Source organism: Sphingomonas sp. CCH9-E2 (genome assembly GCF_001557215.1).
GTDB lineage: Bacteria > Pseudomonadota > Alphaproteobacteria > Sphingomonadales > Sphingomonadaceae > Sphingomonas.
On sequence record NZ_LSJM01000200.1, the window covers coordinates 22948 to 29480 of the forward strand.

The following is a 6533-nucleotide window of genomic DNA, read 5'->3' on the forward strand; positions in this document are numbered from 1 at the left end:
GCCCCTTATTGGACGGTCGCCTGGCCCGAAGCCGGCGGATCGATGGGGCGGGTCGGCGCGGCCTGCTTGGTCGGGTCGGGCGTGATCTTGCCGGCCTTGGGCGTGATTGGCGCGCCCGGCTGAAGCCGTCCCACGCCGGTCAGGATCACCCGGTCGGTCGGCGCAAGACCATCGCGGACGATGCGCAGCCCCTCGGCCTTCGCGCCAACTTCGACCACGCGCGGGGTCGCCTTGTTATCCTTGCTCACGACAAAGACGAGGCGGCGGGTCTGGTCGGTAACGATCGCTTCGTCGGGAACCAGCATCGCACGATAGCTGCCCGAACCGAGCAGGCGGGCACGACCGAACATGCCGGGCGTCAGGAAGCCGGTCGGGTTGGGCACCACGGCATGCGCGCGGATCGTGCCCGAATTGGGGTCCACCGCATTGTCGAGAAACGCCATGCGGCCGTTCCAACGATACTCATTCTCGTCCGCGAGCTGGATCTGCACCGGGTTGGCGGTGGTACGCGACGACCCGCGCTCGCCGCGCTGATCCTGCCGCAGATTCTTGAGGTAGAAGGCCTCGGCCCCCTCGAACTCGAACCAGATCGGGTTGAGCGAGACGACGCGGGTCAGCACCGTCTGCCCCTCCGCCACGAAATCGCCGATGCTGACCTTGCGGTCCGACACCCGCCCGCTGAACGGCGCGCGCACGGTGGTGAAGCCCAGGTTGAGCATCGCCTGCGATGCGGCGGCGCGGCCCGCTGCAAGGTCAGCGGCGGCGCTGCGCTCGGCCGCGACATTCGCCTCCAGTTCCTCGGCGCTCACCGCCTGCGCGCTCGCCAGCGCGCGGCTGCGCGCGGTAACCTGGCGGGCATTGTTGAGCGCAGCCTGCGCCCGGGCGATCTGCGCCTGCGCCTGCATCAGCTGGGCGCGATAGGGACGCGGATCGATCGTGAACAGCGCCTGGCCCTTGCGGACATCCTGGCCATCGCGGAAATGGACCGCCGTGATGACACCGTTGACCCGCGCGCGCAGCTCGACATCCTCGGGCGCGACGAAGCGACCGGTATAATCGTCCCAATCGACCACTTCGCGCTGGAGCGGCGTTGCCACCATCACTTCGGGCGGGGGCGGCGCGGCGGGCGGCTGTCCGCCACCACAAGCACTCAAAGCCGCCAGCGCCACAAAGCCTGCCAGGACACGCATATCGTATTTCCCCTTATTGCGCTGCAGCAATTGGGGAGGCGGAAAAGCGGTTTCAACCCCGGAACGGATAATTTCTGATATTTCTCGTTCAGTAATTGATCGAGAGAGTCAGAACGTGCTCAGGCGGCCACGGTTCCGCGCGGCAGCACCGCCGCGGCATAGTCGCTTTCCACCTTCTGGATCAGCGCGCGGTCGTCATGGTTCCACGGGTGGAAGCCAGGCATGAAATAGCTCAGCCAGGCCGGGATCATCCGCGTGACGATACCCGGCGACACCAGCAGATACTTCGCCACCTTCGCCTTGGCGCGCCATCCGGTGACGCCGTCCTGCGCCATCAGGTCCAGCGTGCCCTCGATCCGGTGCTTCCAGAAGGTGACCGTGATCAGCAGCATCGTCAGCGACTTGATCTTCCAGCGCTTCCACCGGCTCATGCCGCGCGTCGCATGGAGATAGGTGTCATAGGCGACGCCCTTGTGCTCGATCTCCTCCAGCGCGTGCCAGCGCCACAGATCGGCATTTTCCGTGTCCGCGCCCGCGAGATGCTTGGGGTTGCGGATCAGCTCGGACGCCAGGATCGCGGTATAATGTTCCAGCGCCATCGTCGCGGCGAGCTGAACGATCTTGGGCCGCGACCGCGCGATCTCCAGCACCTGATCCACGCGCGATTCCAGCCGGCTGATGTCATAGCCATGATCGAGCACGCGCTTGTTGAACGCGACATGCTCGCGGCTATGCACCACTTCCTGCACCGTGAACGCCTTGATCTCGCGCGCCAGCTTCTCGTCCACGCCGTCGCGGAACGCCTTCACGCTCTCGATGAAATAGGCCTCGCCCTTGGGGAAGGTCACCGACAGCGCATTGTAGAATGCGGTCGCGGTCACGTCCCCGCCCAGCCACAGACGGTCCTGCTGCTGGCCGCGCCCGAACCGGCGGTCGCGCGGGGTGATGGTAAGGTCAGCGGGAGTCTTTGCGTTCGACATCATTTTGCTCCAAGGCTTTGGCAGGGACCTAACGCTTACTTACACGAATGTCAATAACACCCATCTCCGAACGCCGTCGGCTCAGCCCCGAAGAATCACGTGACGCCGCGCTTGAGGCTGCGCGTGCGATCCTGATCGAGGCTGGCCCCCAGGCCGTCACCCTCAAGGCCGTCGCCGCGCGCATCGGGCGCACGCACGCCAATCTGCTGCACCATTTCGGTTCGGCGGCGGGGCTGCAGCGCGCGCTCGCCCGCAGCCTCGCGGAGACCGTCTGCGCGCGCATCGTTCGGCTGATTCAGGAAGCGCGCGCCGACGGGGCCGCGCCGACCGAGGACAAGCCGCGTGAGGTGGTCGATCTCGCCTTCGACGCATTCGACAAATCCGGCGCAGGTGCGCTGGCCAGCTGGATGATCCTGTCGGGCAATGAGGATGCGCTCGATCCGATCCTCGAAGTCATCCACGGCCTGGTCGACCAGATCGCGGCGGTGGAGGGCGAAGATACCGGCACCGCGTTGCGCGAAGACACGCTCAGCCTGGTTCTCATGGCGATGGGCGACGCGCTGCTCGGCGAACAGCTGGCCCGCTCGCTCGACCTCCCCCGCGGCGCCGCGCGCGAAATCGCCCTGCGCCAGCTCACCGGATCGCCCCGCTTCCAGAAGATGTGGGGCCAGGACATTTAATCATGCATTTTCTCGACCAGGCAAAAATCTACATCAAATCGGGCTGGGGCGGCGGCGGCGCCGTCGGCTTTCGGCGTGAGAAATATGTCGAATATGGCGGCCCCGACGGCGGCGATGGCGGCAAGGGCGGCGACATCATCTTCGAAGCGGTGCCCGGGCTGAACACGCTGATCGACTTTCGCTATACCCAGCATTTCCGCGCCGAGCGCGGCCATGGCGGTTCGGGCAGCAACAAGACCGGCGCGGGTGGCGAGGATCTGGTGATCAAGCTGCCCGTCGGGACGCAGATCCTGGCCGATGACGAGGAGCGCACCCTGCTCGCCGACCTGACCGAGGCGGGGCAGCGTATCGTGTTCCTCAAGGGCGGCGATGGCGGGCGTGGCAATGCCAGCTACAAGACCAGCACCAACCGCACCCCGCGCCAGCACGGCACCGGCTGGCCGGGCGAGGAAATGTATGTCTGGCTGCGGCTGAAGCTGCTCGCCGATGCAGGCCTTGTCGGCCTGCCCAATGCCGGCAAGTCGACCTTCATCAACGCCGTGACCAACGCTCAGGCCAAAGTCGGCGCCTACGCCTTCACCACCACCCGCCCCCAGCTCGGCGTGGTGCGACACAAGGGCAATGAATTCGTCATCGCCGACATCCCCGGCCTGATCGAGGGCGCGGCGGAAGGGGCCGGGATTGGCGACCGCTTCCTCGGCCATATCGAGCGGTGCAAGGTGCTGCTGCATCTGGTCGACGCCAATGACGAAGACGTCGCCACCAGCTACCGGATCGTCCGCGACGAGCTCGAAGCCTATGGTGCCGGGCTGCTCGACAAGAAGATCATCATCGCGCTCAACAAGATCGACACGCTCGACGACGAGCTGATCGCCGCCCTCTCCGCCGAGCTCGAAGCGGCGAGCGGTGCCGAGGTCATCCCGATCAGCGGTGCCAGCGGCGTCGGCGTCGACTGGGTGCTCGACAAATTGCTCGAAGCGATCGGCCCGGACCATGCCCGCGTCAGCGACGATGACGAGGGCGAAGAGCCGGTGGAGTGGTCGCCGATCTAAACGCCACCACCCTGCACGACGCGATTTTCGCAAGCGACTGACTGGCGCTCGTGCCGCAATCGCCTAGATTGTGCGCCATGCTGTATCGTTTTGCCCCGCTCGCCCTGATCGCGATCGCCATCCCCGCCGCCGCGCAGGAGCAAGCAGCGGAACCGAAGCGCGAACCGATGCGCACGCGCGTCTATATCGGCCCGCAGCTTTCGCCCAAGACGCCCGGCGCCAATCACCTGTCCTTCGGCCCGTTTTTCGACGTCTCCCGCGCGCGCGGCGATGACCCGTTCGAGTTTGAAGCGCCCGATGAGAGCTTTGGCTTTCCGGTCGTCGAAGTCGGCGGCGTCGAATTAGGCCCCGCCCTGGGCTTTCGCGGCAAGCGCAAGGCGGCCGATATCGGCGTGCCCCTCCACGAAGTCGGGTTCAGCTTCGAGATCGGCGGCTTTGCCCAGACCTATCTCGCGAAGAACATCCGTGTCCGCGCCGAAGCGCGTCAGGCGGTGAGCGGCCATGACGGCCTGGTCGGGGAAGTCAGCGCCGATTACATCCTCCGCGACGGCGACAAATGGCTGTTCTCGCTCGGCCCGCGCGTGACGCTCGCCGACGGCAAGTACCATCGCGCCTGGTATGGCATCACCGCAGCCGACAGCGCGGCGTCCGGCCTCGCCCAGTTCCACCCCGACGGCGGGGTCGAGGGTGCCGGCCTCGCCGCCGGCTATCTGCGCCAGCTCAACAAGCGGATCGGGCTCAGCGCATATGCGCGCTACGATCATCTGATCGGCGACGCCGGGCGCTCGCCTTACGTCCGGGCGGCGGGATCGCGCAGCCAGCCTTCGGTCGGTTTCGCACTCAGCTATACCTTCGGCGGAAAGTAACCAAAGCCGGACAGTTGCGGTTCAGCAACGATCTGGCACAAACTCCTGCGTCACAACGTCGGGGGGACAAGATGGTCAGGTTGATGCTCCTGCTCACCGCAGTCGCAGTGGTTGCCGCTCCGGCAGCCGACGCGCAGCGCTTTCGCGAGCGGCTGGCGGAGCGGATAGCCGAACGCGCCGCCGCCCGCGGTGCCGAGGCGCCGGCGGAAGGGATGGTCGAACATAGTTTCGGCACCGATCCGCTGCAGAAACTGGATTTCTGGGCGGCTAGGGACAAGGCGAAACCCGCGCCGATCGTGATCTTCGTCCATGGCGGCGGCTGGAAGCGCGGCGACAAGCGCAACGCGACCGGCGCGGCCAAGGTGACGCATTTCATCGAACAGGGCTATGCCGTCGCCTCGGTCAACTACCGCCTAGTCCCCGCCGCAAAGGTCGAGGATCAAGCCGCCGATGTCGCCAGCGCCTTTGCGTGGCTGCGCAGCAATGCGGCCAAACTCAATATCGATCCCGCGCGCATGGTGCTGATGGGCCACAGCGCCGGCGCACACCTTGTCGCCCTGGTCGGCACCGACCCCCGCTACGCCCGCGCCGCCGGCTTTGCGCTCAGCGACATTCGCGGCGTGATCCCGCTCGATGGCGCTGCCTACGACGTCGCCGCGCAGATCGCGGACGGCGGGAAGTTCATGCACGACACCTATGTCCAGGCGTTTGGCAGCGATCCCGCGCGGCAGAAAGCGCTGTCCCCCACCCTCCACGCCGCCGGGCCGAATGCCCCGGCCTTCCTGATCCTCCATGTCGACCGCGACGACGGCAAGCGCCAGTCCGAAGGCCTCGGCGCCGCGCTGCGCAAGGCCGGCACCCCGGCGCAGGTCACGCGGATCGAGGGACGTGGCCTGATCGGCCATGCGGAGATCAATCGCAAGCTGGGACAAGCCGACTACCCCGCGACGCCTATCGTTGATGCGTGGCTGAAGAGGCGGTTTTAGGCTGTTAGGCCGTAGCGGCCGCTTCTGAAGCGAGGGCTGAATGCCTGAAACTGGGTAGGAAACTTCCATCCCCCCGTCATGCTGAACTTGTTTCAGCATCCACTCTTCCACTCGCTGCTCGGCCGCCTGCGGAGATGTGGATGCTCAAACAAGTTCAGGATGACGGAGTGAACAAACGGATGCGTCCGCAATAGCGTCGTCAGCGGCATATCCGCTTGCCCGTTCGCCCTGAGCTTGGCGAAGGGCCATATCCGGTCCTCGCTGAGTACAGGGCTGGTGATTCGACAAGCTCAGCACAAACGGGGTGAAGTTCGACCTTTAGCCCCACATAAACTTCTCCACTTCCCACATCGCCCGCCGCGCCTGTATGCCGCGCGCGATGAACCTCTTCCCGCCCGCCTCCTGCCCGCGCCTCGTCGTCAAGATCGGATCGGCGCTGCTCGTCGACCCGGATGGCGGCGTGCGGCGCGGCTGGCTGGAGGGGATCGCCGCCGACATCGCCGCGCGGGTGCAGGCGGGGCAGCAGGTTGCGGTCGTGTCCTCCGGTGCCATCGCGCTCGGTGCGCGCCGCCTCAACCTGCCCAAGGGCGGCCGCGCCAGCCTTGAGGATGCGCAGGCCGCCGCCGCCACCGGTCAGATCGCGCTCAGCCAGGTCTGGGCCGAGGTGCTCGCCGCCAACGGCCTCACCGCCGCGCAGATGCTGGTCACGCTCGACGATCTTGAGGATCGCCGCCGCTACCTCAACGCCGCCGCGACGCTGGGCCGCCTGCTCAGCCTCG

7 protein-coding genes are annotated in these 6533 nt (G+C 66.5%); 5 read left to right on the forward strand and 2 right to left on the reverse strand.

Going from position 1 to position 6533, the window contains the following annotated elements:
- Positions 1-5: 5 nt before the first annotated feature.
- Complete coding sequence (locus tag AX681_RS09680; RefSeq protein ID WP_082737809.1) at positions 6-1190, reverse strand: efflux RND transporter periplasmic adaptor subunit; 1185 nt, start codon at positions 1188-1190, stop codon at positions 6-8.
- 119 nt (positions 1191-1309) lie between these two features.
- Complete coding sequence (locus AX681_RS09685; protein ID WP_066656595.1) at positions 1310-2170, reverse strand: metal-dependent hydrolase; 861 nt, start codon at positions 2168-2170, stop codon at positions 1310-1312.
- A 47-nt stretch (positions 2171-2217) separates the two neighbouring features.
- On the opposite strand from AX681_RS09685, the gene AX681_RS09690 reads away from it, so the two are divergent.
- From AX681_RS09690 to AX681_RS09710, 5 genes are all read left to right on the forward strand, one after another.
- The gene (locus AX681_RS09690; protein ID WP_066656551.1) at positions 2218-2850 is read left to right on the forward strand and encodes a TetR/AcrR family transcriptional regulator; all 633 of its coding nucleotides are present in this window, start codon (positions 2218-2220) and stop codon (positions 2848-2850) included.
- Positions 2851-2852: 2 nt separating this feature from the next.
- Positions 2853-3902 (forward strand): GTPase ObgE, encoded by a 1050-nt coding sequence (gene obgE / locus AX681_RS09695; RefSeq protein WP_066656548.1) that lies wholly within the window; start codon positions 2853-2855, stop codon positions 3900-3902.
- Positions 3903-3979: 77 nt separating this feature from the next.
- Positions 3980-4768: a MipA/OmpV family protein gene (locus AX681_RS09700; RefSeq protein WP_066656545.1), complete on the forward strand. Its 789-nt coding sequence runs from the start codon at positions 3980-3982 to the stop codon at positions 4766-4768.
- Between the two features lie 71 nt (positions 4769-4839).
- Positions 4840-5754 (forward strand): alpha/beta hydrolase, encoded by a 915-nt coding sequence (locus AX681_RS09705; protein WP_066656542.1) that lies wholly within the window; start codon positions 4840-4842, stop codon positions 5752-5754.
- Between the two features lie 379 nt (positions 5755-6133).
- On the forward strand, positions 6134-6533 hold a 400-nt coding region (locus AX681_RS09710), incomplete at its 3' end, for an amino acid kinase family protein (RefSeq protein WP_443026344.1).